The 25,440-nt window shown below is 69.0% G+C and carries 16 protein-coding genes and 5 pseudogenes; 10 read left to right on the top strand and 11 right to left on the bottom strand.

The window, feature by feature from the left end; genetic code table 11:
• Positions 1-177: 177 nt before the first annotated feature.
• From ISN38_RS17005 to ISN38_RS17025, 6 genes and pseudogenes are all read right to left on the bottom strand, one after another.
• Positions 178-1,849 (bottom strand): annotated as a pseudogene (locus tag ISN38_RS17005) (methyl-accepting chemotaxis protein); the annotation flags it as partial.
• Positions 1,850-1,894: 45 nt separating this feature from the next.
• Positions 1,895-2,416, bottom strand: a pseudogene (locus ISN38_RS20910) (methyl-accepting chemotaxis protein); the annotation flags it as partial.
• Between the two features lie 65 nt (positions 2,417-2,481).
• Positions 2,482-4,542: a chemotaxis protein CheA gene (locus ISN38_RS17010; RefSeq protein ID WP_058195601.1), complete on the bottom strand. Its 2,061-nt coding sequence runs from the start codon at positions 4,540-4,542 to the stop codon at positions 2,482-2,484.
• Between the two features lie 13 nt (positions 4,543-4,555).
• A complete protein-coding gene (locus tag ISN38_RS17015) occupies positions 4,556-4,876 on the bottom strand; it encodes an STAS domain-containing protein (protein ID WP_003472974.1) in 321 nt (106 codons plus the stop codon).
• 394 nt (positions 4,877-5,270) lie between these two features.
• Positions 5,271-8,948, bottom strand: a complete 3,678-nt coding sequence (gene mfd / locus ISN38_RS17020) for a transcription-repair coupling factor (RefSeq protein ID WP_047325093.1) — start codon at positions 8,946-8,948, stop codon at positions 5,271-5,273.
• A 142-nt stretch (positions 8,949-9,090) separates the two neighbouring features.
• Positions 9,091-9,633, bottom strand: a complete 543-nt coding sequence (locus ISN38_RS17025) for a GNAT family N-acetyltransferase (RefSeq protein WP_003472971.1) — start codon at positions 9,631-9,633, stop codon at positions 9,091-9,093.
• A gap of 116 nt (positions 9,634-9,749) precedes the next feature.
• Here ISN38_RS17025 and ISN38_RS17030 point away from each other — a divergent pair, with 116 nt between their 5' ends.
• Both ISN38_RS17030 and ISN38_RS17035 read left to right on the top strand, forming a co-directional pair.
• Positions 9,750-10,679 carry a cation diffusion facilitator family transporter gene (locus ISN38_RS17030; protein WP_206711927.1) on the top strand — a complete coding sequence of 310 codons (930 nt, stop codon included), beginning with the start codon at positions 9,750-9,752 and terminating at the stop codon, positions 10,677-10,679.
• Positions 10,680-10,977: 298 nt separating this feature from the next.
• Positions 10,978-11,694 (top strand): annotated as a pseudogene (locus ISN38_RS17035) (YwqG family protein).
• Between the two features lie 51 nt (positions 11,695-11,745).
• Here ISN38_RS17035 and ISN38_RS17040 read toward each other — a convergent pair.
• A complete protein-coding gene (locus ISN38_RS17040; RefSeq protein WP_003472967.1) occupies positions 11,746-12,660 on the bottom strand; it encodes a 23S rRNA (adenine(2030)-N(6))-methyltransferase RlmJ in 915 nt (304 codons plus the stop codon).
• A 34-nt stretch (positions 12,661-12,694) separates the two neighbouring features.
• On the opposite strand from ISN38_RS17040, the gene ISN38_RS17045 reads away from it, so the two are divergent.
• Together ISN38_RS17045 and ISN38_RS17050 are read left to right on the top strand one after the other, a co-directional pair.
• Positions 12,695-13,150 (top strand): response regulator, encoded by a 456-nt coding sequence (locus ISN38_RS17045; RefSeq protein WP_003472966.1) that lies wholly within the window; start codon positions 12,695-12,697, stop codon positions 13,148-13,150.
• Between the two features lie 131 nt (positions 13,151-13,281).
• Positions 13,282-13,940 (top strand): annotated as a pseudogene (locus tag ISN38_RS17050) (ATP-binding protein); the annotation flags it as partial.
• An 84-nt stretch (positions 13,941-14,024) separates the two neighbouring features.
• On the opposite strand, the gene ISN38_RS17055 reads toward ISN38_RS17050, so the two are convergent.
• Positions 14,025-14,846, bottom strand: coding sequence for a C1 family peptidase (locus tag ISN38_RS17055; RefSeq protein ID WP_003472962.1), 822 nt, complete (start codon positions 14,844-14,846; stop codon positions 14,025-14,027).
• A gap of 439 nt (positions 14,847-15,285) precedes the next feature.
• On the opposite strand from ISN38_RS17055, the pseudogene ISN38_RS17060 reads away from it, so the two are divergent.
• The 6 genes and pseudogenes from ISN38_RS17060 to ISN38_RS17085 all read left to right on the top strand — a co-directional run.
• Positions 15,286-15,972 (top strand): annotated as a pseudogene (locus ISN38_RS17060) (inner membrane CreD family protein); the annotation flags it as partial.
• 199 nt (positions 15,973-16,171) lie between these two features.
• Complete coding sequence (locus ISN38_RS17065; RefSeq protein WP_003472959.1) at positions 16,172-16,783, top strand: GNAT family N-acetyltransferase; 612 nt, start codon at positions 16,172-16,174, stop codon at positions 16,781-16,783.
• Entirely contained in the window at positions 16,780-17,667 is an 888-nt protein-coding gene (locus ISN38_RS17070) for a carbon-nitrogen hydrolase family protein (protein ID WP_003472957.1), read from the top strand. The genes ISN38_RS17065 and ISN38_RS17070 overlap by 4 nt, the downstream gene beginning before the upstream one ends.
• Before the next feature lie 96 nt (positions 17,668-17,763).
• The gene (locus ISN38_RS17075; protein ID WP_003472956.1) at positions 17,764-18,846 is read left to right on the top strand and encodes a DUF3616 domain-containing protein; all 1,083 of its coding nucleotides are present in this window, start codon (positions 17,764-17,766) and stop codon (positions 18,844-18,846) included.
• Between the two features lie 218 nt (positions 18,847-19,064).
• Positions 19,065-20,471, top strand: a complete 1,407-nt coding sequence (gene gltX / locus ISN38_RS17080; RefSeq protein WP_003478346.1) for a glutamate--tRNA ligase — start codon at positions 19,065-19,067, stop codon at positions 20,469-20,471.
• A 16-nt stretch (positions 20,472-20,487) separates the two neighbouring features.
• On the top strand, positions 20,488-20,976 hold the full coding sequence (locus ISN38_RS17085) for a transcriptional repressor (protein ID WP_003472952.1): 489 nt from the start codon (positions 20,488-20,490) through the stop codon (positions 20,974-20,976).
• A 114-nt stretch (positions 20,977-21,090) separates the two neighbouring features.
• Here the strand turns inward: ISN38_RS17085 and ISN38_RS17090 are convergent, their stop codons facing one another.
• The 3 genes from ISN38_RS17090 to ISN38_RS17100 form a co-directional block, all read right to left on the bottom strand.
• Entirely contained in the window at positions 21,091-22,392 is a 1,302-nt protein-coding gene (locus ISN38_RS17090) for a sugar MFS transporter (RefSeq protein WP_058358875.1), read from the bottom strand.
• A 332-nt stretch (positions 22,393-22,724) separates the two neighbouring features.
• Complete coding sequence (locus ISN38_RS17095) at positions 22,725-23,321, bottom strand: hypothetical protein (RefSeq protein ID WP_058363243.1); 597 nt, start codon at positions 23,319-23,321, stop codon at positions 22,725-22,727.
• Between the two features lies 1 nt (position 23,322).
• Entirely contained in the window at positions 23,323-25,092 is a 1,770-nt protein-coding gene (locus ISN38_RS17100; protein WP_108084823.1) for a S8 family serine peptidase, read from the bottom strand.
• Positions 25,093-25,440 lie beyond the last annotated feature (348 nt).

Genomic DNA, 25,440 nt, shown 5'->3' on the forward strand with positions numbered 1-25,440 from the left:
GTTTCGGGGTGGGCTGTTGCGGGGATCAGAAGGTTTCGAAAGCGCTTTCGTCGAGCCGCACCCCCGCCGCGGGGCCGGCGCCGGCGAAGGCGCGCAGGCGTGGCGCCGGCGCCGGTGGTGCCGGCGCGCGCCGCGGCAGCGGGGTCGGGGCGGGCGCCGCGCTGGCCGGGCCGGTCTTGAAGAAGTTCATGAGCACCTGCAGTTGTTCGGCCTGGCTGCTTACTTCTTCGGCCGTAGCGGCCAATTCTTCAGCGTTGGCAGCCGATTGCTGGGTGGTCTGGTTGAGCTGGACCACCGCGCAGTTGATCTGGCCCACCCCGGAGGTCTGTTCCTCGGAGGCGGCGCTGATCTCCTGCACCAGGTCGGACGTGCGGCGGATCGATGGCACCATCTCCCCGAGCAGGCGCCCGGCGCTTTCCGCCAGGTCCACGCTGGACCCGGCCACGTCGCCGATTTCGTGTGCGGCGACCTGGCTGCGCTCGGCCAGCTTGCGCACTTCCGCGGCGACCACGGCGAAGCCCTTGCCGTGCTCGCCGGCACGCGCCGCTTCGATCGCCGCGTTCAGCGCCAGCAGGTTGGTCTGGTAGGCGATGTCGTCGATGATGCTGATCTTGCGCGCGATCTCCTTCATCGCCGCGACCGTTTTGCGCACCGCTTCGCCGCTCTCGGCGGCTTCGTGCGAGGCCTTGGCGGCCATGCCGTCGGTGACCTTGGCGTTCTCGGAATTCTGCGAAATCGAGGCGGTCATCTGCTCCAGCGAGGCGCTGGTCTCCTCCACGCCGGCGGCCTGCTCGCTGGCCGCCTGGCTCAGCGACTGCGCGGTGGCCGACAGCTGCTCGGAGGCACTGGCCAGCGTGGCCGCATTGCCGTTGACCTCGTTGACGATGCCGGTGAGCGTGTCGATGGTGACGTTGACGTAGCGCTGCATGTCGGCGAACGCGCCCTCGTAGCGGCCCTTCACCTTGCAGCTGAGGTCGCCGTCGGCGACCGCGCCCATCACCTTGATCACGTCGGCGACGCTGCGCAGGTTGCCGCGCGCCTGCTCGATGGTGTCGTTGATGAAGGCCTTCTTGCCTGGCAGTTGCGCCAGCGGCGCATCGAAGTTGCCGCGGCCGAACTCGGCGACCACGCCCATCGCCAGTTTCTTGACCGCGATGTGCGCGGCGACCATCTGGTTGATGCCGTTGCCCATCGCGCCGAAGTCGCCCTCGAACTTGGCGGTGTCGATGACCACGTCGATGTCGCCCTTGTCGTGCTCGGCGGACATGCGGTTGATCTCGGCGATCAGGTGCTTGAAGTTGCCGCGCACGAGCTCGACGGTATCGTTGATGAAGGCCTTCTTGCCGGGCAACTGCGCCAGCGGCGCGTCGAAATTGCCGCGGCCGAACTCGGCGACCACGCCCATCGCCAGCTTCTTGACCGTGATATGCGCGCCGACCATGCGGTTGATGCCGTCTCCCATGGCGCGGAAGTCGCCTTCGAACCTGGCGGTGTCGATCTGCACGTCGATATCGCCCTTGTCGTGCTCGACGGACATGCGGTTGATCTCGGCGATCAGGTGCTTGAAGTTGCCGCGCACGTGTTCGATGGTGTCGTTGATGAAGGCCTTCTTGCCGGGCAGCGGCGCCAGCGGCGCGTCGAAGTTGCCGCGGCCGAACTCGGCGACCACGCCCAGCGCCAGCTTCTTGACCGCGATGTGCGCGCCGACCATGCGGTTGAGGCCGTCGGCCATGCCGCGGAAATCGCCCTGGAACTGCGCGCTGTCGATGACCGCGTCGATCTCGCCGGCCTCGTGCTGGTCGGACATCCGCCGCATTTCCGCGTTCAGCCCGAGCAGGTTGCGCCGCACCTGCTCGACGACCTCGTTGATGAACGCCTTCTGGCCCGGGAACGCGGCCAGCGGCGCGGTGAAGTTGCCGCGGCCGAATTCGGCCACGCAATCGATCGCCTGCTTGTTCACGCCGATGTGTCCGGCGACCATGCTGTTGATGCGCTCGGCCAGGTCGCGGTGCGTGCCGGGCCAGCGCGCCGGATCCAGCGCCACGTCGCATGCGCCGGCGGCATGCGCGTTGGCCATGTGGCCGACGTCGGCATGGAACTGGCGCAGGTCGGCCTGCGCGGTGCGCAGCAGCTGCGCCACTTCGTTGTCGGTTGCGCCGGCCGGCACGATCCGCTCTAGGTCGCCGCGCACCAGCGCGTCCAGCCCGGCGCTGGCCAGGGTCAGCGCGCGCGCCGCGGCCAGCGCGGCCCAGCCCAGAAAGCCGGCGCAGGCCAGCGTCGCGGCCGCGACCAGGGCCAGCGCGGTGCCCTGCGCGAGCGGCAGCAGCAACGCCGTGGCGGCGGCAGCGGCGGGCAGGGCGATGCCGATCGCCGTGGTGGTCAACAGTGTGGTCGCGATCCGTGAGCGATAGGACATGGCGGCGGTTCCTGGCTAGCGTCTATGAAGGGGTGTGGGTGCGCGGTGGCACCCTCGGAACGGCCTCAGGCCGCCAGCGAATCGGAAGCGGGTTCCACCTGGGTCAGCAGCGAGGGCACGTCCAGGATCAGGGCGACGCCGCCGCTGCCGAGGATGCTCGAGCCGCTGATGCCCTTGACCCCGGCAAACACCTTGGCCAGCGGCTTGATCACGGTCTGCCATTCGCCCAGCAGCGTGTCCACGACCAGGCCGAAGCGCTGCGCGCCCTGGCGGATCACCACGATGCTCTCGCGCGCCGGCGGTGTGCCGGCGATGCCGAACAGCGAGCGCAGGCGCACGTACGGCAGCACTCCGCCGCGCAGGTCGATGTAGTCGCTCTGGTAGTTCGGCGCGAATTCCACGCATTCCTCGACCACATCCAGCGGCACCACGAACACCGACTTGCCGACCCCGACCTGGAAGCCGTTGATGATCGCCAGGGTCAGCGGCAGCCGCACCGAGATGGTGGTGCCCACGTCCTGCTGGCTGCTGATGTCCACGCTGCCGCGCAGCGCGGTGATGTTGCGCTTGACCACGTCCATGCCGACGCCGCGGCCGGACAGGTTGGTAACCTTCTCGGCGGTGGAGAAGCCCGGTTCGAAGATCAGCGCGAACACTTCGCGGTCGGACAGGCTGCGGCCGGGTTCGATCAGGCCGCGCTCCAGCGCCTTGGCCAGGATTCGCTCGCGGTTCAGGCCGCCGCCGTCGTCGCTGATCTGGATGACGATGCTGCCCGAATCGTGGAAGGCGTTGAGCCGCACCGTGCCGCGCTCCGGCTTGCCGCGCGCCTGGCGCAGCTCGGCCGGCTCGATGCCGTGGTCCATCGCGTTGCGCACCAGGTGGGTCAGCGGATCGGCGATCTTCTCCACCACCGACTTGTCCAGCTCGGTGTCCTCGCCGTTGACCACCAACACGATGTCCTTGCCCAGTTCGCGCGCCACGTCGTGGACCACGCGGTGGAAGCGGCTGAAGGTGCCGCCGATCTTGACCATACGCAGCTGCAGCGCGCTTTCGCGCACGTCCTCGACCAGTCCGGCCAGGATCGAGGTGGATTCGAGCAGTTGCGCATCGCCGGTGCGCTGCGCGTTGGCGCCGGTGCTGGCGACGGCGATGATCAGCTCGCCGACCAGGTCGATCATGCGGTCGAGCTTGTCGGCGTCGACCCGGATCGAGCCGCCGTCCTGCGCGCGTGCGGCAGCTGGCGCCGCGGCAGCGGCAGGAGCGGTCGCTGCCTGGGCCGGGGCCGGGGCAGCGGGCGCAGGTGCGGCGGCCGGCGCCGGGCTGTCGAAACCGGCGAAGTCGTCGGCGTGCGCCTGGTTGCCGGCCTCGGCCACCAGTAGCGGCAGCTCCAGGTTGGCGGCGTCGCCGTGCGGATCCACCGCGACCACCTGCAGCTCGCAGTCGTCGCGGACGAATTCGAAGATGTCCTCGATCGCCGATTGCGGCGCGTCCGAGCGCAGCAGGATGTCGAAGCCCAGGTAGCAGGCTTCCGGGTCCAGTTCCGGCAGCGTCGGCACGCGCGCGTGGTCGGTGCGCACCGCCTCCAGCGTGCCCAGGCTGCGCAGGCAGCGGATCAGGTGCAGCGGCGAGTTGCCGAAGCGCAGCGCATCGCTGAACAGCTGCAGCGAGATCCGCCAGTAGCCGGTCTGCGCGGCAACGGTGGCCGCGACTGCGGCGGCGGCTGTCGGCGCGGCGGCCGGTTGCAGGTAGGTGTGCAGGCGCGCCAGCAGCGGCGCGCCTTCGGCGGCGAGCACCGCTTCGTCGGCCTCGGCGCCGGCCGCCGCTTCCACCAGCGCGCGGATGTGGTCGCAGCAGGCCAGCATCAGCTGGATCAGCTCCGAATCCAGCGCCACCGTGTGTTCGCGCACCAGATCCAGCACGCTTTCGACGACGTGGGTGAAGCCCACCAGTTGCGCCAGGTCGAACAGCCCGCCGGAACCTTTGATGGTGTGCGCGGCGCGGAAGATGGCGTTGACCGCGTCCGGGCCGGCTTCGCCGCGTTCGGCCTCCAGCAGGTTGCGTTCCATGTCCTCGAGCAGGTCGCGGCTCTCGGCGATGAAGGTCTGCAGCAGTTGAGCGAAATTCATGAGCTGGCGCCGATCAGTGGAAGGTGTCGCCGGCGCCGGGCGCGAGCGTGTCGCGCAGGCCGAGCAGGTCGAGTGCGTCGGTGACCGGCGCGCTGCAGCCGTCGAGCTGGAACGGCCGGCCCAGCGCGCGCAACGCGGCCTGGGTGGCGAGCAGCAGCTGGATGCCGGTGGCGTCGATTTCGGTGACCGCCTGCAACTGCAGCTGCAGGCCGCCGGGGTGGTCCAGTGCCGGCAACAGCAGCGGCTTCAGTTCGCCGGCGCGGCGGATGGTCATGTCGCCGTCCAGGCTCAGTTGCAGCGGCGAGGGCAGGGAGTCCGGGAGTTTCGAGCGCATGGGATGTCTCCGATTCGGTCAGGGGGAACGTCGAAATCCCGGGCCGCGGCGCGGGTACTGAACAGTCGGTTGGGATTGGCTGTAAGCAGATATCGGCGCTTTTCGGGAATATTTAGGCCCAATTGCAGATTTGTCTCGCAAATCTTTGATAAGGATGAGCGGTTCATTCTTGTGAGCGGCACCCCATTCCAGTTGCACCGGGCGCCGCTTGGCCACCCCGAAACGGATGCATGCGCCGTGCCAACGCCGGGTTGGCACCGGCACGACAAAAAACGGCCGGGGAGGCCGGCCGTTTTCGGAGCGTTCGCGTTGGTGCGCACCCTAGGTGCGCGACCGACCGGATGGCATGCCGCGTTTCGCGCAGGGGGCCTGCGCGCAGCTCAGGGCGCGGCGGTCACCGCGGCGACAGCGCCGCCAGCAGGCCGCGGGCGGCGTTGAAGCGGTCCGCCGCTTCCGGCAGCGGCAGCTTCACCTTCAGCTTGTCCGGCCCGTCCATCGCGTACAGCTTGGGCTGCTTCTGGATCATCTGGATGATGGTCATCGGATCGACGTCGGGCTTGGACTCGAACACGATGCGGCCGCCGTTCTCGCCCAGTTCCAGCTTGCGGATGCCCAGCGTGTTTGCCTGCAGCTTCAGCTCGGCGACCGCGAACAGGTGCTTGACCGCCTCCGGCAGCAGGCCGAAGCGGTCGATCATCTCCACCTGCAGTTCGCGCAGTTGCTCGCTGTCGCGGGCGCTGGAGATGCGCTTGTACAGGGTCAGGCGGGTGTGCACGTCGGGCAGGTAGTCGTCCGGGATCAGCGCCGGCACATGCAGTTCTACTTCGGCGCCGCGCGCTTCCTCGCCGGCGTCCAGGTCCGGCAGCTTGCCCTGGCGGATGCTGCGCACCGCGCGCTCCAGCAGTTCGGTGTACAGGCTGAAGCCGACCTCGGCCATCTGCCCGCTCTGGTCCTCGCCGAGCAGTTCGCCGGCGCCGCGAATCTCCAGGTCATGGGTGGCCAGGGTGAAGCCGGCGCCGAGTTCGTCCATCGAGGCGATCGCGTCCAGCCGCTTCTGCGCATCGCCGGTGATGCTGCGCCGGTCCGGCACCAGCAGGTAGGCGTAGGCGCGGTGGTGCGAACGGCCAACGCGGCCGCGCAGCTGGTGCAGCTGGGCCAGGCCGAAGCGGTCGGCGCGGTTGATGACGATGGTGTTGGCGTTGGGGATGTCGATGCCCGATTCGATGATCGTGGTCGACAGCAGCACGTTGAAGCGCTGCTTCTGGAAATCCAGCATCACCCGTTCCAGTTCGCGCTCGGGCATCTGCCCGTGGGCGATGCCGATGCGCGCTTCCGGCACCAGCTCGCTGAGTTCGCGCTGCATGCGGCCGATGCTTTCCACGTCGTTGTGCAGGAAGTACAGCTGGCCGCCGCGCGCCAGCTCGCGCTGGAACGCCTCGCGCAGCAGCGCGTTGTCCCAGGCGGTGACGAAGGTCTGCACCGCCAGCCGGTTCGGCGGCGCGGTGGCGATGATCGACAGGTCGCGCAATCCGGCCATGGCCATGTTCAGCGTGCGCGGGATCGGCGTGGCGGTGAGGGTGAGCAGGTGCACGTTGGCGCGCAGCGCCTTCAGCGCTTCCTTCTGGCGCACGCCGAAGCGCTGTTCCTCGTCCACCACGACCAGGCCCAGGTCCTTGAACTTCACGTCCGGCTGCAGCAGGCGATGGGTGCCGATGATCACGTCGATGCCGCCGTCGGCGACCTTCTCCAGCTCCGCCTTGATCTCCTTGGCGCTCTTGAAGCGCGACAGCACTTCCACCCGCAGCGGCCAGTCGGCGAAGCGGTCGCGGAAGTTGCGGTAGTGCTGTTCGGCCAGCAGCGTGGTCGGCACCAGCACCGCCACCTGCTTGCCGGCGCTGGCCGCGGCGAATGCGGCGCGCACCGCAACCTCGGTCTTGCCGAAGCCGACATCGCCGCAGACCACGCGGTCCATCGGCTGGCTGCTGGCCAGGTCGCGCAGGGTGGCCTCGATCGCGGCCAGCTGGTCGGCGGTTTCCTCAAACGGGAAACCGGCCGCGAACGGCTCGTACATGGCCCGGTCCACCTGCAAAGCCAGACCGGCGCGGGCGCGGCGCCGCGCCTGGATCTCCAGCAGTTCGGCGGCCACGTCGCGCACCTTCTCGGCGGCGCGGCGCTTGGCCTTGCTCCATTGCTCGCCGCCCAGCGAATGCAGCGGCGCGGTGTCGGCCGAGGCGCCGGAGTAGCGGCTGATCAGGTGCAGCTGCGCGACCGGCACGTACAGGCGGTCGCCCTTGGCGTATTCGATCTCCAGAAACTCGCCGGGCATGCCGCCGGCATCGAGCACGATCAGCCCGCGGTAGCGGCCGACGCCGTGATCCTCATGCACGATCGGCGCGCCTTCGGTCAGCTCGCCGAGGTCGCGGATGATCGCTTCCGGCTCGCGCCCGGCGCGGCGCGTGCGCCGCGGCTGGCCGGCGCGTTCGGGGAACAGCTGGCGCTCGGTGAGCACCGCGATGTACGGATCGTCCAGGGCGAAGCCGTCGTCCAGGGGCGCGACGGCGATGGCGAAGCGCGCAGGCGCCACGTCGGAGGCTAGCCCCTCTCCCTGCGGCAGAGGGGGGGGGGGGAGGCTACGGCCGCCAGCGACCTGTGCCTGCGCGGCGTTGGCGGACGCGGACGACGCAGCGGCCTTCTGCGCTGAGGATGGCGCGCGCGGCGTACCCGCATCCGCCGCTTCGCGCCACCTTGTCCCGGGGGGAGCAGCGAGGAATGTCGCGAAGTTCGGGATGACCTCCGGCTTCAGCCCCGCCGCGGCCAGCACTTCCAGCAGCGCTTCGCGGCGGCCCGGCGAATCGGCGGCGATCAGCACGCGGCCCGCATAGCTGCCGAGGAAGCTCTTCAGCGCCTCGGCCGGGGCGGCGTCCTTGGCCGCTACCGGCAGCGGCGGCAGCGGCTGGTCGCCCAGCGCCTGCGCGTCGTCGATGCGCGCGTGGTCGGCGGCCCACACCTCGATGCGCGGCAGGCCGTTGAGCTTCTCGCGCAGCGTGTCCGGCGCCTGGTACAGCTCCTCGGGCGCCAGCAGCGGGCGCTCCACGTCGTGGCGGCGCTGCTCGTAGCGGTTCTGGGTCTGCGCCCAGAACGCATCGGCGGCGGCGCCCACGCCCGGCGCGAGCAGCGGCAGCACCGTCTCGCCCAGATAGTCGAACAAGGTGGCGGTGGCATCGCGCGCCGGCTTGCCCGCGCTGCGCGCTTCCTGGAAGAACAGCGGCAGGTAGTACTCGATGCCCGACGGCGCCAGCCGCGCCTTCAAGTCCTGGTACAGCGCGCTGCGCCGGGTGTCCACGTCGAAGCGTTCGCGCAGCGTGGCCAGCACCCGCTCCACGCTGACATCGTCCATCGGCACTTCGCGGCCGGGCAGCATCTTCACTTCCTGCACGTGGTCCAGCGAGCGCTGCGATTCCGGGTCGAAGGCGCGGATCGAGTCGATGTCCTCGTCCAGCAGTTCGATCCGCAACGGCGTGTCCGCACCCATCGGGTACACGTCGAGCAGGCCGCCGCGCACCGCGAAATCGCCCGGGTCCATCACCTGCGGCACGTTGCGGTAGCCGGCGCTTTCCAGGCGGCGCTTTTCCGCCTCCAGGTCCAGGCGCTGGCCCACGCGCAGGTCGAAGCTGCCGCCGACGATGTAGCGCAACGGCGCCACGCGCTGCATCAGCGTCTGCACCGGCACCACCACGATGCCTTGCTGCAGCGTCGGCAGCCGGTGCAGCGCCGACAGGCGCTGGCTGATGATGTCCGGGTGCGGACTGAACTGGTCGTAGGGCAGGGTTTCCCAATCCGGGAACGGCACCACCGGCAAGCTGCCGTCGCCGGCCAGCAGCGTGTGCAGGTCGGCCTCGATCTGGTGCGCGCTCTGGTTGTCGCGCGCGACCACCAGCAACGGCCCGCGATGCGCCGCAGCGGCGCAGGCGATGTGCCAGGCCAGCGCGGTCGAGGACGCAGGGGCGCGCCAGAAGGCGCGGAGCTGGCCGGACTTGGGCAGCGGCGGAACGGGGAAGGAAAGAGGCGCCATGGACCGACTAGTCTAGCAAGCTCGGGACCGGGGACCGGGGACCGGGGACCGGAGAGTCGGGACTCGGGACTCGGGACTCGGGACTCGGGACTCGGAGAAGCGTGGCGCGGCGGTTAGTGGTGTGCGGTGGCGGGGAGCGGGGTCAGTTCCCCAGTTCCAGCACCACGCGCACCAGGCCCGGGGTGTCCGGGTGCGACATCGGTCGGAAACCCAGCGATTCGGCCAGTTGCAGCATCGGCAGATTGCTTTCCAGCACGTCGCCGTAGAGCCGGTCCAGGTACTTGCGCCGCGCCCACTTGACCAGCTTGCGCATCAGCTGCCGGCCCAGGCCCTGGCCGGCGACGAAGCTGCTGACCAGGATCGCATATTCGGCCTCGCGGGTGCCGGGCGTGATCGCCGCGCGCGCCACCGCGCCGACCACCGCTTCGCCCGGCGGCAGCGGTTCGGCCGCGACCAGGGTCAGTTCGGTCTTCGGATTGGGATGGGTCAGGCGTTGCGCCATGTCCTCGGTCAGCTCCTGCACCGAATGCAGGAACCGCTCGCGGATCTCGGTCGGCCCGAGCAGACTGAAGGCGCCTTGCAGCGGCGCGCTGTCTTCCGGCCGGATCGGCCGGATCAGCAGCTCGCGGCCGCTGGGCAAGGTGAAGTTTTCATGCCACGGAGGCATGCGGTTGCGGGTAGCCATGGCCGGATGATCCTCGACGAAGCCTGGATTCTCGCATTACCCGGGGCGGATGCCGTGAACGCAGCGCTCACCGCGTTTGCCTACCCTGTGCGTGGATTTTTCGATCGAGATAGGCCATGTCCGGCAGCGACGATTCGCGGCGCGCCATCTTCTTCGCGCTCGGCGCCAACCTGGCCATCGCCCTGGCCAAGGGCGCGGCGGCGCTGGCCACCGGCTCGGGCGCGATGCTGGCCGAGACCGTGCATTCGCTGGCCGACTGCGGCAACCAGTTGCTGTTGCTGCTGGGCATGCGCCAGGCCAAGCGCCCGGCCAGTGCCGAATATCCGCTGGGCTACGGCCGCGCCATCTACTTCTGGTCGTTCCTGGTGGCGGTGATGCTGTTCTGCATCGGCGGCATGTTTTCGGTGTACGAGGGCGTGCACAAGCTGCTGCAGCCCGAGCCCTTGCGCAGTTGGGGCTGGGCGGTGGGCGTGCTCGGGTTCGCGCTGGTCGCCGAGGGCGTATCGCTGCGCACCTGCCTGCAGGAGATCGGCAAGGTGCGCGGCGCTCGCTCGCTATGGACCTGGTTCCGCGAGAGCCGCCAGGCCGAGCTGATCGTGATCTTCGGCGAGGATCTGGCGGCCTTGCTCGGCCTGGCGCTGGCGCTGGCCGCGGTGCTGCTGAGCGTGCTGACCGGCAATCCGCTGTGGGACGCGCTGGGCACCATCGCCATCGGCGCACTGCTGATCGTGGTCGCGGTGCTGGTGGCGATCCAGATCAAGGCGATGCTGATCGGGCAGAGTGTGGACCCGGCGCTGCAGCGGCAATTGCATGCGTTCTTCCAGGCGCAGCCGCAGATCGAGCGGGTGATCCGCCTGATCGCGGTGCAGCTCGGCGAAGACGTGCTGGTGTCGGTGCAGGCCACGCTGCGCCAGAAGCACGACGCGGCGGCGCTGCTGGCCGACATCACCCACATCGAGCGCGGCTTGAAGCAGCAGTTCCCGATGGTGCGCTGGAGCTTCTTCGAACCGGAGTCGGGCGCCGCCGCGGTCGCTTCCGGCGGCTGAGCGGCATTGCTACAGTGGCGCCTGGTCCAGCGTGGGCGACAACGCAATGAAGACCTCGAACGCTGTGCTGCTGTCCACCGTGATCACCTTGGCGCTGGTCGCGGTGCTGGGTGGGCTGATGCTGGGCGGCTTCTGGTGGCTCAAGCGCACGATGCAGGGGGCGCTTGAGCCGGTCGCGCCATCGTCCAGCACCGCGTCCGCGGCGAGGGTGCCGGTGCCGGCCGATGCGGTGCTGGCGCCGTACCGGCAACGCCTGGAGGCCACGCGCAAGCCTGTGGCGCAGCTGCGCCTGCAGCCGATGGCGCAGGACGATCGCCTGGCCAGCAAGGTCGGCGGCCGCCCGTACTGGACCGCGGACCAGGCATACCCGCACGACGCCCATGGCCAGCCGCTGGCGCTGCTGGCGCAGGTGAACCTGGCGACACTGCCGCCGCTGCGTGGCTATCCCACCCACGGCATGCTGCAGTTCTTCATCGGCAGCGACGATTTCTATGGCGCCAACTTCGACGGCGCCAGCGACCTGGCCGCATTGAGCGCGCAACGCAATTTCCGCGTGGTGTATTGGCTGCGGCCCGACGCGTCGGCGCGGCAGGCCGCGGTGCGGTTGCCGGCCGGCGACGCGCTGCCGTTCGATCCGGCGCATCCGCGGGCGATGCATTTCGCTGTCGGCGCGGAAACCATCGGCCGCAGCGACGTGCACTTCGCGCAGGCGCTGGGGCGGCCGCTGGACGCGGTCGCCGCCGCCTACGCCACACGCCATGCGTTGCCGCAGGACGACGTGGACGAGGCGCTGTACGCCGCATTGAATCGCAGCGGGCACAAGCTCGGCGGCTACCCAGAGTTCACCCAGGAAGATCCGCGCATCGCGCAGGACGCGTAGGTGCTGCTGCTGCAGCTGGACAGCGACGACGCCATGATGTGGGGCGACAGCGGCATCGCCAACGTCTTCATCGATCCGGCCGACCTGCAGCGCGGCGATTTCAGCCGGGTTGCCTACAACTGGGATTGCTATTGACCCAGCGCCGTGCGCGCGCTTGCGACGTGCCGGGATGCCGCGCGCGCCGCCTCACTCCTCGCGCTTGAGCCACTCCAGGCGCGTCGATGCGCCCGTTTCGCCCAGATGCACCTTCAGCGCCGGCAGCGCGCTCGCCAGCGCCTGCTCGAACTGCCAGGGCGGATTGAGCAGCAGCATGCCGCTGCCGTTGAGCCGCAGCGGCGAATCGTCCGGGCGCACCTGCAGCTCGGCCAGCAGCGCCGATTTGGCCGGCATCGCCGCGGCCTTGCGGAAAAACGGCTGCAGGCTGCGGCGCTGCTTGATCGGATACCACACCGCGCACATCGCCTGCGGCCAGCGGGTCAGGGTCTCGCGCAGCGCCGCGGCGATCAGCGGGTATTCGGCGTCCTGCGATTCGTAGGGCGGATCGATCAGCACCAGGCCGCGGCCGATCTTGGCCGCGCCGGCCCTCGGCGGCACGAACGCCTTGATCGCCGCATAACCGTCGCCGGCATGCACCTGCACGCGGCGGTCGTTGGCGAACAGCGTCTTCAGTTCGGCCGCTTCCTCGGGCTGCAGCTCGCAGGCGGCGAGCCGGTCCTGTTCGCGCATGGCCTGGGCGACCAGCAGCGGCGAGCCGGGGTAGTGCTTCAATTGAATCCCCGCACAGGGACGTGCGGGCTTTTGCGAGGGACTCGCATCCTTCGCGCCGACCGGGACCGGGTTGTCGGCCTGCACTGCGCGCAGGTAGCGCTCCAGCACCTCCGGCAAGGTGGGCTGGCCCATCAGCTTCAGCACCCCGGCCGCGGCCTCGCCGGTCTTGCGCGCCTCGCTGCCGGCGAACAGGTAGCGGCCGCGTCCGGCGTGGGTGTCGAGCACGAAGAACGGGCTGTCCTTGCGCTTGAGCGCGTGGATCAGCGCGAGCAGCACGGTGTGCTTGAGCGCGTCGGCATGGTTGCCGGCGTGGTAGGCGTGGCGATAGTTCATCGCGGCAGTGTACGGGCGGGCGGGGGTTGCGGCTATGCTGCGCGCCATGTCCGCGCCCGCCGCCCCGTGCGTCCTCGTCGTCGAGCACGAATCCGCCATTGCCGATACCGTGCTGTACGCGTTGCGCAGCGGGGGCTATCAGGTGCGGCACTGCCTGCTCGGGCGCGAGGCGCTGGCGCAGGCGCGCGCCGGCGGCATCGACGTGGTGGTGCTGGATGTCGGCCTGCCGGACCTGGGCGGCTTCGAGGCGTGCCGCGAACTGCGCCGCTTCAGCCAGGTGCCGGTGATCTTCCTGACCGCGCGCAACGACGAGATCGACCGCGTGCTCGGCCTGGAACTGGGCGCCGACGACGACATGGCCAAACCGTTTTCGCTGCGCGAACTGGTGGCGCGGATGCGGAGCAGGGCTGGCAGCGGCACGGCGCGTTCGCGATCGCGATCGACCGCGACGGCCGCCGCATCCACGACGGCGACGCCGCACTGGACCTGACCCGCTACGAATACGCGCTGCTGGCCGCGCTGCTGCAGCGGCCTGGCGCCATCCTCAGCCGCGCGCAACTGATGGACCGCGGCTGGCGCCCGCGACCTTGGCGCGGCGCAGCGGCGCAATCCGCGCGCGATTATGTCGAGCAGTATGTGCAGTCGCTGACCCACGAGATGAAGAGCCCGCTGGCGGCGATCCGCGGCGCCGCCGAACTGCTGCAGGAACCGCTGCCGGACGCGAGCGGCGACGCTTCGTGCACCATATCGCCGAGCAGCAGCAATGCCTCACCGAAACCATCGACAAGCTGCTGGCGCTGGCCGAGGTCGAGCAGCATGGTTGGCTGCAGCGGCGCGATCGCGTCGCGGTAGCGTCGCTGTTCGCGCAATTGGCCGAGGCGCTGGCGCCGCAGTTGCGCGCCAGCGGCGTGCAGGTGCAGGGGCCGGACGCCGAGCTGGCACTGGCCGGCGATCCGTATCTGCTGCGGCAGGCGCTGCACAATCTGCTCGACGACGCGATCGCGTTGTCGCCCGCCGGCGGCACGGTGGTGCTGCGCGCAGAGCGCGCCGCGCACGCGCGCATCGCCTTGCTGGTGGAGGATGCGGGTTCAGGCGTACCCGCTTACGCGCTGCAGCGGGTGTTCGAGCGCTTCTATTCGTTGCCGCGGCCGGCGACCGGGCAGCGCAGTTCCGGCCTGGGGCTGTCGTTCGTGCGCGAAGTGGCACGGCTGCACGGCGGCGAGGCCAGTTTGCGCAACCGCGCGTGCGGCGGCGCGCTGGCGCGCCTGGTGTTTGGTTGAAGACAGCGCAGTGCCGGCGTGCCGGCACTGCGCTGTGCCTGTCCGAGGTCGCTGCGGCAAGGCGCGCTCGCCGCAGCTCAGCGGCTAGTAGGCGACCGCCGCCACCTTCACGTCCTTGGCTACCACCGACCAGGAGAGCTTGGCGAAGCCCTTGTCGCCCCAGCCCTTGCCCCAGCTGTTCTCGATCAGCAGGCCTTCTTCGTCGTAACCGAGGGCGATGACCTCGTGACCTCCGAGGATCGGGCTGCTGTCGTCGTAATCCACTGCGTTGCTGGGGGTGAGGGAGTCGAAGCCCTGGCGCGGGAAGAAGCCGATGGCGACCGGTGTGGAATTGGCGAGCGCCGCCTTGATCTGCTGGATCAGCGGCCGGCCACCGCCCTTGTCGCTCCAGTCCTCGAAGATCACCTGATACTGGTAAGGCTGCTTGTACTTGGCGGCGTTTGCATGCTCCTCTTTGGTCGGCGGGGTCAGGTAATCGTAGTTGCCCTGGAAGTAATGGCGCTCCGTATCGATGCCCTGGGCCAGGGCGACGTCCAGCGGCGCTTCCAGGGTGGAACCGTTGTCGCCTCCGCCGTTGACCTGCTCGTACAGGTACATCGGGGCGAACTTGGTGACAGTGCGTCCCGTGAAATTCGCATACCAGCCAGCCAGCGTATGCGCGGTCGCCCACGATGCGCAGGCGCCAACCTGTTTCTGGTCGCCTGGTTCGATCGCCCACCGTTTCAGGGAAACGCGTTGCGGCAGCGGCTCCGCACGTTGCTCATCGGTGGCGAACAACGGCAGCACCTTCTGTACCGTGGCGGAAGGCTTCAGGCCCATGCCATGCGATTGCGCATGCGCGAGCGTAAATGCCGACAGCGCGAGCAGGCCGAAAAGGCTGGAAGTGATTGGGCGATGCAGAGCCATGGAGGTTTCCTGTGGGTGGATTGAAAGGGGTCACGCGTTTCGTGGGCCGTACCGCAGCAATCAGGCAGGCGGCGATCGGTTGCGCTAGGCAAGCGATCGGAACCAGTCCGGAAAGGCAGGTGCATGCGGTCCGGCCATTACCTGAATCGGATCGGAACGCAACACCATCATTCATTGGTGGGCGCTTGCAGACGAGGGCGGTGCGCGAAGTCATGAAGGCGCAACCGAAGCCGGGTGCGGGCGTTCATCACAGATTCCCGCTTTGTCGCGCTCACGCTCCGACTTCACACTTGCTTCAACTTCGCCTCAAATCCCGCACACGCAGCGGCGGCACCCTGGCGTCCTCCATCACCGAGGAACGCCGATGACATCCCTGAAGCTGGTCCTGCGATTCGCCACCATCGGCGGATTGATCCTGTTGCTGCTGATCCCGCTGCTGATGATCCGCGGCACCATGCAGGACCGCCAGCGCTACCGCGACGAATTGGTGCAGCGGGTGTCGCAGAGCAAGGCCGGCGAGCAGCGCCTGCTCGGTCCGTTGCGGGTGGTGCCGTGGACCCAGGTGCGCGATGTCGCGGTGGTCGATGCCGAGGGCAAGCGCAGCGTCAAGCGCGAAACCGAATCCGGCTACGACCTGCAGACGCCGCGGCGCCTGGCGATCAGCGGCGAGCTGAAGCCGTCGCAGCGCAGCATCGTTCTGGTCAAGGTGCAGGTGTATCGCTGGCATGCGCAGCTCAAGGCGCAGTTCGACGACCTCGACTACGCCGCGGTCCAGGGTCGCCGCTATGGCCAGCCGTCTCTGCTGGTCGGCATCCAGGACGTGCGCGGACTGGTCGGTACGCCCAATCTGCGCACCGACGGCATGGCGCTGGCGCTGCAGCCGGGGTCGCTGGCGCTGGCCGGCCACAGCAAGGGCGTGCACGCGCTGCTGCCGGCGCTGGCCGATGCGCGCCAGGGCAAGCTCACCGATCTGCACAGTGTGGAAATGGAGTTCGTGCTCGATGGCACGCAAGGCCTGTCGATCGTGCCGGTCGGCGACGACAACCAGATCGCGCTGAGCTCGCCGTGGCCGCATCCGCTGTTCGGCGGGCGCTTCCTGCCCAACGAGCTGCGCATCACCGAACAGGGCGTCCAGGCCAACTGGGCGCTGTCGTCGCTGGCCACCGGCGCGCAGGGACGACTGGCCTCCGGCAGCGAGGACCTCGATGCGCGACCAGGACTCCGCCATGTCGGCACACATCGCGAGGCTGGCTGCAAGACGCCGCACCGACCAGGGCATCGCCAAGCCGGCAGCGCCACGCAAACGCCTGCGGTAGAGTTCACCGATGGACGCTCCGCTCCCCATCCAGCGCCTGCGCGGCGCGCAGATCGCCCCGTTCCTGGACGATGTCGCACGGCTGCGCATCGCCGTGTTCCGCGACTGGCCGTATCTGTACGCCGGCGACCTGGATTACGAGCGCGAGTATCTGTCCGCCTATGCCGCCTCGCCGGACAGCGTGTTCGTGCTGGTGCGCGACGGCGAGCGCGTGGTCGGCGCCTCCACCGGGCTGCCGCTGGGCGACGCCGCCGACGCCTTCGGCGCGGCCTTCGCCGGCAGTGCCTTCGCGGTAGCGGACGTGTTCTATTTCGGCGAATCGGTGCTGTTGCCTGCGTATCGCGGCTGCGGCGTCGGCCATGCCTTCTTCGATCATCGCGAAGCGCATGCGCATGCGCACGCGCTCGGCCGCTTCCGCCTGACCGCGTTCTGCGCGGTGGACCGCGATCCCGACGATCCGCGCCGTCCACCCGGCGACCGCAGCAACGACGCGTTCTGGCACAAGCGCGGCTACGTGCGCCAGCCGTCGCTGCGCATGCAGCTTGCGTGGGACGAAATCGACCGCGGCGAGATCCTGCACACCCTGCGTTTCTGGACCCGCCCACTGGAGCCTGCCGCATGAAAATCGCCGTCGCCAAATACCCGATCGGCGCGCCGGTCGATTTCGCCGCCTTCGCCGACAAGCAGGCGGCCTTGATCGGTCAGGCCGCGCAGGCCGGCGCGCAGCTGGCGGTGCTGCCCGAATACCTGTCGCTGGAACTGGCCGCGACCTTCGCCGCGGCCGTGGCCGAGGACCTGCCGGCCTCGCTCGCCGCGATTCAGGCGCTGCACCCGCAATACCTGGCGCTGTTCGCGCAGCTGGCGCAGCGGCATCGCCTGCATCTGCTCGCCGGCAGCTTCCTGCTGGCCAGCGGGGAAGGGCGCTATCGCAACCGCGCTTACTGGTTCGCGCCCGACGGCCGCCACGGCTGGCAGGACAAGCTGCAGCTGACCGGCTTGGAGAAGGCCACGGGCCTGATCGACGGCGGCGACGCGCTGAAGGTGTTCGCCGCGGGCGAGGGCGTGCGCGCCGGCGTGGCGGTCTGCTACGACAGCGAATTCCCGCTGCCGGTCCGCGCCCAGTACGAGGCCGGCGCGCGGCTGCTGGTGGTGCCCAGCTGCACCGACACCGAGGCTGGCGCCACCCGCGTGCGCATCGGCTGCCTGGCACGTGCGCTGGAGAACCGCATCTTCGTCGCGCACTCGGTCACCGCCGGGCTGGCCGAATGGAGTCCGGCGCTGGACGTGAACACCGGCGAGGCGGCGATCTACGCGCCGATGGACGCCGGCTTCCCGGCCGACGGCATCGTCGCGCAGACCCGGGGCGAGCAGGTCTGGGCGCTCGCCGAGCTGGACTTCGCCGCGTTCGAGGCCAGCCGCGCCCGCGCCCAGGTCGCCAACGACCGCGACTGGCGCGGCCAGCTGGCACCGGCCATCGTGCGCGCGGAGCTTGCCGGCTTCGATTAGGGCTGCGGCGCACCGCCCCCGCAGCTGCAGCACACGCGATCCGAACGCGCGATGCGCTTTGCTGCGTCTTCGATCTGCTCCCGGTGTATCGCTTTGATGCCCAAGACCCTGCTGCCGCACGCTGTGCGCCTGGAATTCGCGCCTGGTGCGCTGGTCCACGCCAACCTCTCCGGCGCCGCCTTCACCGACGACTGGCTGTGGGTGGCCGGTGACGAAGCCTGCGCGGTCGATCGCCTGCACGCGCTGGCGCCAGTCGGCGGCGAGGCGCTGCGCTTCGGCGCAGGCCGCAGCTTCGCCCTCGACGAATTGCTCGACCTGCCCGGCGACCACGACGAAGAGGCCGACCTGGAAGGCATGGCGCTGTCGCCCGGCTACCTGTGGGTGGTCGGCTCGCACGGCATGACGCGCAAGAACGCCAAGCCCGATCGCGACGATGCCGCCAACGGCAAGCGCCTGGCCAAGCTCAAGCTCGACGCCAACCGCCGCCTGCTCGCCTGCCTGCCGATCGAGCGCGATGCCGACGGCGCGCCGCAGTTGGTCCGCGAAGCGGCCGACGGCCGCCGTGCGCTGCGGCTGAAGGGCGACGCCAGGCACAACCAGCTCACCGCACTGCTCGAAGACGATCCGCATTTCGGCGCCTATCTGAAGATTCCCGGCAAGGACAACGGCTTCGATATCGAAGGCATGGCGGTGGACGGCCAGCGCCTGCTGCTGGGACTGCGCGGCCCGGTGTTGCGCGGCTGGGCGGGGCTGCTGGAGATCGCGGTCCAAGCGCACCACGACCATCTGCGGCTGGTGCCGCTGGACGCAGAAGGCACCTTGCTGCGCAAGCATTTCCTGCAACTGGGCGGGCTGGGCGTGCGCGACCTGCATTTCCACGGCGAGGACCTGTACCTGCTGGCCGGCCCGACCATGGTGCTGAACGGCGAGATCCGCCTGTTCCGCTGGCCCGGCGCGCGCGCGCTGCTGGCCGCCAATTGCAAACCGGTGCGGTTCCAGCGCGAGCTGGTCAAATCGCTGGTGCTGCCGCATGGCGAGGACAGCGATCGCGCCGAAGCGCTGTGCAACCTGCCGCCGGCGTTGTCCGGCGGCGTGCCAAGCTGGCTGGTGCTGTACGACGCGCCCGGCCCGGCGCGCAGCGACGGCGAATGCATCGTCCACGGCGACCTGTTGCGCTAGCACCTGTCCCAATCGCGGTGACAGGCCCTGGGTGAATCGCCAAGGTTCAGAGTCTTTTGTAGGAGCGGCTTCAGCGGCGACGGGCGTTGCTGGTAGTGCCTGTCGCGGCTAAAGCCGCTCCTACAATGGAAAAGCCCAGGCACGGCGCCGGCTGCCTTCGGGCACCACAAGGCACGGCGGGGTAAAATTGCCCGATTCCCGTTTGCTCCGAGCGTTCCATGGCCTGCCGCACCCGTTTTGCCCCCAGTCCCACCGGTTACCTGCACATCGGCGGCGCGCGCACCGCGCTGTACTGTTGGCTGGAGGCGCGCCACCGCGGCGGCGAGTTCGTGCTGCGTATCGAGGACACCGATCGCGAGCGCAGCACCCAGGCGGCGATCGACGCTATCCTGGAAGCGATGGACTGGCTCGGCCTGGACTACGACGAAGGCCCGGTCTACCAGACCCAGCGCATCGCCCGCTACCAGGACGTGGCCGAACAGCTGCTCGCCGCCGGCAAGGCCTACTACGCCTACGAGACCCGCGAGGAACTGGACGCAATGCGCGAGGCGGCCATGGCCAAGCAGGAAAAGCCGCGCTACAACGGCGCCGCACGCGAGCAGAACCTGGCGTACCGCGACGACCCGAACCGGGTGATCCGCTTCAAGAACCCGGTCGGCGGCAGCGTGGTGTTCGACGACCTGATCAAGGGCCGCATCGAGATCGCCAACAGCGAACTCGACGACATGGTGATCTTCCGCCCCGACGGCTACCCCACCTACAACTTCGCGGTGGTGGTGGACGACTGGGACATGGACATCACCGAAGTCATCCGCGGCGACGACCACATCAACAACACCCCGCGCCAGATCAACATCTACGAAGCGCTGGGCGCGCCGGTGCCGAAGTTCGCGCACATGCCGATGATCCTGGACGAGCAGGGCGCCAAGCTGTCCAAGCGCACCGGTGCGGCCGACGTGATGCAGTACAAGGACGCCGGCTACCTGCCGCACGCGCTGATCAACTACCTGGCGCGGCTGGGCTGGTCGCACGGCGACCAGGAACTGTTCGGCCGCCAGGAGCTGATCGACCTGTTCGACGTCAAGGACGTCAACTCCAAGGCCGCGCGGCTGGACATGGCCAAGCTCGGCTGGGTCAACCAGCACTATCTGAAGACCGACGACCCGGCCACGATCGCGCCGCAGCTGGAGTACCAGCTCGGCAAGCTCGGCATCGACCCCGCCGCCGGCCCGGCCGCCGCCGACGTGGTGGTGGCGCTGCGCGAGCGCGTGCAGACACTGAAGGAAATGGCCGAGAAGGCGGTGGTCTGGTACCGGCCGCTGGAAAGCTATGACGAGGCCGCGGTGGCCAAGCACCTGAAGCCGGGCGCCGAACTGGCGCTGGGCAAGGCGCGCGAGCTGCTGGCCGCGCTGGGGCAGTGGAGCGTGGACGGCGTGTCCGCCGCGCTGCACGAGGCGGCCGCGGCGCTGGAGATCGGCATGGGCAAGGTGGCGCAGCCGCTGCGCGTGGCCATCACCGGCACCCAGGTTAGCCCGGATATCTCGCACACGGTGTACCTGGCCGGCCGCGAGCAGGCCTTGAAACGCATCGATGCCGCGCTCATCAAGATCCCAGCGGGAAGCTGATTCCCCGGAGAAGCCCATGTCCAGCAAGAAGACCGCCTGCACCGAGCCGCACCACCACGTCCACGACGCCGACGACTTCGTCAAGGTGGTGGAGCGGGTGAGCCGCGAACGCGGGCTGCGTCTGACCCCGATCCGCGCCAACGTGCTGCGCCTGATCGCCGAGGCGGGGCGGCCGGTGAAGGCCTACGATCTGCTGGAATGGGTGCGCGAGGGCAAGAGCGTGGGCGCCGATGCGCCGCCCACCGTGTACCGCGCGCTGGATTTCCTGATGGCCAACGGCTTCGTGCACAAGCTCGAGTCGGTCAACGCCTTCGTCGCCTGCCACCACCCCAGCAGCGCTCAGCACTCGGTGCCGTTCCTGATTTGCGACCGCTGCCACAGCGCGGTCGAACTGGAGGACCGCGACGTGGTCGCACAACTGGAACAGCGCGCCAAGGCGCTAGGCTTCCAGCCGCAGGCGCAGACCCTGGAAGTGCATGGCCTGTGTGCGCGCTGCGCGGGCTAGGATACGTCGCTTTCGCAAGGCCGCATGCGCCGGCTGCCAAGCCTGCCGGCGCCGAATGGCACAGCGCCACAACAGCGCCGCACGATCGTCTGCGTGCGGCTGGCCTGCGTGCGGCTAGGCCGTGGAGGCAGGCGGCGTCTTGGCGCCCCACAGCGCATAAAACAGCACATACAGCTCGCACGCGGCGGTGAGCAGGAAGGCGCGCTGCAGGCCGACATGGTCGGCCAGCCAGCCCTGCATCACCACCAAAGCGCCGCCGGCGATGGCCATGATCAGCAGGCCGGAGCCTTCCTCGGTGAGCGGGCCCAGGCCCTTGATGCCGAGGGTGAAGATGGTCGGGAACATGATCGAGTGGAACAGGCCCACCGCGATCAGCGACCACATCGCGACGTGGCCGGTGGTGAGCACCGTCAGCAGCACCACCACGAACGCGCCGACCGAGAACAACGCGAGCACGGTCTCCGGCGCGATGCGGCGCATCAGCGCGCTGCCGGCGAAGCGGCCCACCATCATTCCGCCCCACAGCAGGAACAGGTAGTGCGAGGCCTGTTCGTGGGTGAGGTTGCCGATCTGCGGCTGCGAGACGAAGTTGATGAACAGATTGGACACGCCGATCTCGGCGATCAGGTAAATGAAGATGGCCGGGATGCCCAGCACCAGGTTGCGATGCCGCCACAACGACTGGCTGGCGCGTTCCTGGCCGCTGGCGCGCCGGGTCGCCTGGCCCAGCGCGGGCAGCTTGAAGCGGGCGATGACCACGGCCAGCAGCACCAGGACCACGGCGACGATCAGGTAGGGCAGCTGCACCGACTGCGCGTCTGCCAGGCGTTCGGCCTGGGTCAGCACGGCGTCGCCCTTGGCGGTGCCCGAGGCCGAGCGGCCCAGGATCAGGTAACCGCCGAACAGCGGTGCCAGCGTGGTGCCGACCGAGTTGAACGCCTGCACCAGATTGAGCCGCGCCGAGGCGGTGTCCGCGCTGCCGATCACCGCGACGTAGGGATTGGCCGCGACCTGCAGCAAGGTGATGCCGCTGGCGATCACGAACAGCGAGCCGAGGGTGATGCCGTACGAGACCAGGCGCGCGGCCGCGATCATGCCCAGGGCGCCGAGCGCCATGATGCCCAGTCCGATCACCAGCGCACGCTGGTAGCCGATCCGTTCGATCAGCTTGGCCGACGGCAGCGAAGCGAAGAAGTAGGCGATGAACCAGATCGACTCGATCAGCGTGGCCTGGGTGTAGCTCAGCTCGAACACGCTGCGCAGATGCGGCAGCAAGGTGTTGTTGATGACGGTGATGAAGCCCCACATGAAGAACAGCGAGGCCAGCAGCGACAGCGCGGCGCGGTAGGAGGGCGCCTTGCCGGCGCGCGGCGCGGAGGGTGAGAGCGGAGCCGCCGGCTCCATCGTTCCTGCCATCGAGGGTGTGTCCTGTGTGCTGTTGCGGATTTGTCGTTGCATGCGCAACGGCGTGTCTGTGCGCGTTGCGGCGGTGCCGGCGCAAGGCCGAGAATAGCCGCGCCGGCGGCGCGCGACCAATGCTTTGCAGCGCAGCTGCCATACGATTATGGCAATGCTGTGCTGCGGCATGGCGCGGTAGCGGACGCGGCGAATGTGCCGTGAGGCGGCGCTGTCGCTGTTGCGCGCCGCCTGCATGGTCATCTTGCCGACATGGCAGCGCCAGGCCGCGCTGCCGTGACGCCGTGGCCGTCCAAGTGCCGCCGATGGCGCCCGCCGGCATGCGCGTCGCGTCACAGCGTCTGGTTGACGCCCTGGATCATGTCCATCGCGACCTCGCGCGTGCCGGGCGCGGCCCGCAGCTGCTGCCATGCGCGCAGCGCGGCATCGGCCGAGCCATAGTCGAGCATGGCGCTGCCGTCGATGTCGGAGGCGTAGACGACGCTGCCGGCGCTGCGGCGGGCCAGTGCCTGCGCGACGTCCGGCGTGGTGCCGAACAGCTTGAGCCTGCCGGTGAGCAGCACCGGCTGGCCGCTGCGTTCGTTGATCGCCACCCGCATGCCGCTGATCCTGGCCGTGCCTGCGTCGCTCGCGCTCGCGGTGCGTCCGCTGCCGTTCAACACCACGGCATACGGCCCGATGCGCGCGGCGATGACGTCATCGCCAGCGCGCGCGGTGGACTCGGCGCGCTGCACGCTGGCTTCTTGCGCCATGGCCGAGGTCGATCGCACCACGGCGTCTGGCAGCAGGCGGAAGCTGGCGCGGCCCCCCTGGAAGCGCGCGCCGGTGGCCGCCTGGTGCAGGGCCTTGGCGTCGGCGTATTGCGCCGATGCCGGCGCCGCGGCGCTGATGGCGAGCAGGGCGAGAAGTACGAGCGCGGTCGTGTTCATGTCAGTGTCCCACCATGCGGAGTTCGAAGTTCTGGAGCTTTTCATTGCCGGTGTCGGCGAGCATGTCGGTCACCTCCAGCGTCCATCGCCCGGCCGAGTCTTCGTCCAGGAATGCGTTGCTGGCGGTGAGCGGGACAGAGACGCCGTCTTCGGCCGCCTTGTTCAGTGCGGAGAACGGCGTCATCACATAGCTGCGGGTGCCGTGCGGGGAAATCAGGACTACACGCAGCGCGCTGGGATCCTTGTGCGTGCCGCCGAAGTACAGCTGCACGGCTTCGACCTTGAATGTCTGTTTGATGTCGATGCTGAGCGTGGCCGGCGCGGCGACGCCGCCGATCTTGCTCGCCGGCCCGTGGTAGGCCTTGTAGCCGGTGTCCTGCATCGGCGGCAGCGAGACGAAATGGGCCGAGGCATGGACCGCGGCGGCGGCGTCCACCAGGCCGAAGCCGTACCAGTTGCTGAAGGCATGGCCGGCGGCATTGGTGATCCAGCCCGGGTCGATCACGCTCCCGTTGTAGACCGCCTTGGGCTGTCCGGGATCGATCTGCTGCGCCGTGGTGGCCAGGATGTACTTCACATCGCGCCAGGTCAGCTGCGGGTTGACGCTCAGCATCAGCGCCGCCACGCCGGCGACGGTGGGTGTGGCGGCAGAGGTGCCGTTCATGCTTGCGGTGTAGTTGCACGAGGCGTCGATCGGCGATTTGCTGGTGTCCAGCGCGTTGTGCATCGTGCCGCTGCGATCGCGGTTCATGCCTGCCGCACAGCCGCTCAAGTCGGTGCTCACGATCGCGGGATCGAACCTGGGATTCGTGTCGAAGTCGGCACGTGCCAGCTTCGATTTTTGCGGATTCGAATCGTAGCGCTTCTGGTAGCCATACTCGCCGCCAAGACCGGCGACCCATACCGCCGAGCCGGGCGAGGAATACGAACTGCGCACGCCCCGCGCGTTGACGGCGCTGACCGCGATGCTGGTGATCAGGTCGTCCATCGGATCCACATTGGCCAGACTGCAGCCGACGTTGTAGCGCCGCGCGTTGTCCGGGCACTGGTCCACCGGTTGGCCCTGCGCATCGGGGACCAGGAAATCGGAGAACGCGTTGCCGGCGGCCTTGACGTAGATGCCGCCTTTGCCGTTGCGCATGCTGCGCATCAGCTTCTCCCACGAATACTGGTCCTCGACGGAAAAGCTGGGGTAGAAGTTCGACAACATGCCCCAACTGTTGTTGAACACGTCGGCGCGTTTGGCCTCGGCGCCGCCGCCCCATGCGTAACGCTGGTCGTTGGCCCCGTGTGCCGCATCCGCATTGCTGAGGTTGAAGCCTGCCAGTGCCGCTTCCGGCGCCACGCCGCGGCCGCCTTTGCCGTTCCAGCCGACGGCGGCGATGATGCCAGCCACGGCGGTCCCGTGGTCGTCGTCGGCATTGATCGGCTTGGGATCGTGCGAGCCGTCGAGGAAGTTGTACGATCCGTTGGGCACCATGTTGGCGGCCAGGTCCTCGTGGCCGATCTCCAGGCCGCTGTCGACCACGGCGACCTCGACGCCGGCACCGCGGATGCCGAGCGTATGCAGGATCTCCACGTCCAGGTCGACGCCGGGCGTCGGCAGCGTGTCGCCGATGACGGCCTGGCCCTGGTTGGAGAGGTACCACTGGTAACGGAACAGCGGGTCTTCGGCATCGGCTGGATTCGCCGGCGCGGCGGCGGCGTTGCAAACGCCGAGCGCGAGTGTCGAGAGCAGCACTGCGGCGTGCCTGTTGCGGGAAAGCATCATCTGCAGAATCCATGGGGTGAGGGAGGCCGATCGCGTAGCTGCGATCGCGTGAAAATTTTTCGGTGCAGATGCCGCCGCTACGCTGCGCCAAGCGCCTTCGGCACAGCGCGTCCAGCATGCACGATTACATCCTGGCCGCACCGTATAGCGTGAGCCGCTTGCGCTGCAATCGTAGCGGCAGCGGCTGCCGCTGCAGCAAAGCATGAACTGGGTCGCGGCGTGCCGGGAGTGTGCCGATTACCGCGCCAATCCGCGGGATTTTCACCGGTGTGCGGACCGGCTGCACGCAGATTGTCTACGAATTCATTCGGGGAAAAAATGCAGCGATCACTTCCTTCAACGCGGACG

Source organism: Xanthomonas translucens pv. undulosa, assembly GCF_017301775.1.
Taxonomy (GTDB): domain Bacteria; phylum Pseudomonadota; class Gammaproteobacteria; order Xanthomonadales; family Xanthomonadaceae; genus Xanthomonas_A; species Xanthomonas_A translucens.

Coding starts and splice junctions, on each gene's coding strand:
- ISN38_RS17010 (WP_058195601.1), bottom strand. CDS start 4,542: ATGAATTTCGCTCAACTGCTGCAGACCTTCATCGCCGAGAGCCGCGAC.
- ISN38_RS17015 (WP_003472974.1), bottom strand. CDS start 4,876: ATGCGCTCGAAACTCCCGGACTCCCTGCCCTCGCCGCTGCAACTGAGC.
- mfd (WP_047325093.1), bottom strand. CDS start 8,948: ATGGCGCCTCTTTCCTTCCCCGTTCCGCCGCTGCCCAAGTCCGGCCAG.
- ISN38_RS17025 (WP_003472971.1), bottom strand. CDS start 9,633: ATGGCTACCCGCAACCGCATGCCTCCGTGGCATGAAAACTTCACCTTG.
- ISN38_RS17030 (WP_206711927.1), top strand. CDS start 9,750: ATGTCCGGCAGCGACGATTCGCGGCGCGCCATCTTCTTCGCGCTCGGC.
- ISN38_RS17040 (WP_003472967.1), bottom strand. CDS start 12,660: ATGAACTATCGCCACGCCTACCACGCCGGCAACCATGCCGACGCGCTC.
- ISN38_RS17045 (WP_003472966.1), top strand. CDS start 12,695: ATGCTGCGCGCCATGTCCGCGCCCGCCGCCCCGTGCGTCCTCGTCGTC.
- ISN38_RS17055 (WP_003472962.1), bottom strand. CDS start 14,846: ATGGCTCTGCATCGCCCAATCACTTCCAGCCTTTTCGGCCTGCTCGCG.
- ISN38_RS17065 (WP_003472959.1), top strand. CDS start 16,172: ATGGACGCTCCGCTCCCCATCCAGCGCCTGCGCGGCGCGCAGATCGCC.
- ISN38_RS17070 (WP_003472957.1), top strand. CDS start 16,780: ATGAAAATCGCCGTCGCCAAATACCCGATCGGCGCGCCGGTCGATTTC.
- ISN38_RS17075 (WP_003472956.1), top strand. CDS start 17,764: ATGCCCAAGACCCTGCTGCCGCACGCTGTGCGCCTGGAATTCGCGCCT.
- gltX (WP_003478346.1), top strand. CDS start 19,065: ATGGCCTGCCGCACCCGTTTTGCCCCCAGTCCCACCGGTTACCTGCAC.
- ISN38_RS17085 (WP_003472952.1), top strand. CDS start 20,488: ATGTCCAGCAAGAAGACCGCCTGCACCGAGCCGCACCACCACGTCCAC.
- ISN38_RS17090 (WP_058358875.1), bottom strand. CDS start 22,392: ATGGCAGGAACGATGGAGCCGGCGGCTCCGCTCTCACCCTCCGCGCCG.
- ISN38_RS17095 (WP_058363243.1), bottom strand. CDS start 23,321: ATGAACACGACCGCGCTCGTACTTCTCGCCCTGCTCGCCATCAGCGCC.
- ISN38_RS17100 (WP_108084823.1), bottom strand. CDS start 25,092: ATGATGCTTTCCCGCAACAGGCACGCCGCAGTGCTGCTCTCGACACTC.